Source organism: Rhodococcus sp. T7 (assembly GCF_009872365.1).
In the GTDB taxonomy this organism is placed as follows: Bacteria; Actinomycetota; Actinomycetes; order Mycobacteriales; family Mycobacteriaceae; genus Rhodococcus_F.
The window spans coordinates 1-1427 of record NZ_WXYH01000225.1 but is presented as its reverse complement, the minus strand read 5'-3'; the positions used below and the strand labels follow the sequence as shown (position 1 = coordinate 1427).

Annotated in this window: 1 protein-coding gene; it reads right to left on the bottom strand. The window is 67.2% G+C overall.

The window, feature by feature from the left end:
• Window positions 1-103 precede the first annotated feature (103 nt).
• Complete coding sequence (locus tag MLGJGCBP_RS21250) at window positions 104-1360, bottom strand: IS701 family transposase (protein WP_160097899.1); 1257 nt, start codon at window positions 1358-1360, stop codon at window positions 104-106.
• Window positions 1361-1427: the final 67 nt, after the last annotated feature.

Below are 1427 nucleotides of genomic sequence, written 5' to 3'. Positions count from 1 at the left end.
CTAGTAGGACTTTGTTAGGTGGGGAAGGTGTGGTGGCATAGTGGGCAAGTACCGATCCAACGGGCAAGTGCGCGTTGGAGTTCGCGGAGAACGGCGTACAGCGTCAGTCCTGCCCAACTGCTTTTGGGTCGGTCAGCCGGAGGGTGGTGAGGAACAGGTGCGCGGCGGTGACGAGGGTGGCGTGGTGGTGCCAGCCGAGCCAGGAACGACCCTCGAAATGATCGAGTCCGAGGCCGGTTTTCAGCTCCCGGTAGTCGTGCTCGATGCGCCAGCGGATCTTCGCCAGACGGACCAGTTCTTTCACTGGGGTGTCGGCGGGCAGGGTGGAGAGCCAGTAGTCGGTGGGCTCGTCGGCGCCGGTGGGCCATTCGGCGAGCAACCAGAGCTCGGGCAGGGTGCCGTCCTCGGCGCGGGGAATGTCGCGGTTCGCGGGGCGGATCCGCAGGGCGGCGAACCGGGAGCGCATCGCCGCGGTGGGATTGTCGGGATCGATCTTGGTTCCCTTGCGCCAGGTCACGGTCCGCAGGGTCTTACGTCCGGCGGCGAGGACGAGATCCTTACAGGTCGAATGCGGGCCGTAGCGGGGTGTCGGCGGGCGACCGCGACCACTGTAGGCCTCGGTCTCGGGGACCGCCTCGCCGGGATAGGCGCTGGTCGCACCCTTGACGGCGACTACGTAGTCGATGCCCCGCTCGGTCAGCGCGAGCCGGAACGCGGTGGTGTCACCGTAGCCGGCGTCCGCAACCGCCGTCGGTGGGGTGCGGCCCCACTCGGTCAGCTCGTCGATCATCTCGATCGCCATTTCCCATTTGGTGCGGTGGTGCTCGGAATCGGGGATGGCGGACCGGCGCCGGCGGGCGGCGACCGCCGCGACCGCATCGGGGTCGGTGGTGGACTGCTCGTCCCAGCTCTGCGGCAGAAACAGCCGCCAGTCCAAGGGCGCCGACGCCGCGTCGGTGGCGGCGTGCACGCTGACGGCGATCTGGCAGTTGCCGACCTTGCCGAGGGTGCCCGAGTACTGCCGGGCCACGCCCGGCGAGCGGTCCCCGTCCTTGGTGAAGCCGGTGTCGTCGATGACCCACGCATCCGGGTCGATCAGACCGCACGCTTTGCGCGACAGTGTTTTCCGGACCGGCACCACGTCCCACGGCGAGGTGGTCACGAACTGCTGCAACTGTTGATGGTCGACCTGCAGCCGCTGCGCCATCGGCTGCATCGACTTCCGCCGCCCGTCCAGCATCAACCCCCGCGCATACAGCCCCGCCTTCTCCCGCTGATCCCTGCGCGCCAGCGACGAGAACACCTCACCGACAAACGTATCCAACTGTTCCCCGACGCGGGCGAGAGCGGCTGTATCCATGCCCGCATGCTCTCGAGAAAATCACGAAAACTCGAGCCGACACGCCGATCTAACAAAGTACTACTAG

Coding starts and splice junctions, on each gene's coding strand:
- MLGJGCBP_RS21250 (WP_160097899.1), bottom strand. CDS start 1,360: ATGGATACAGCCGCTCTCGCCCGCGTCGGGGAACAGTTGGATACGTTT.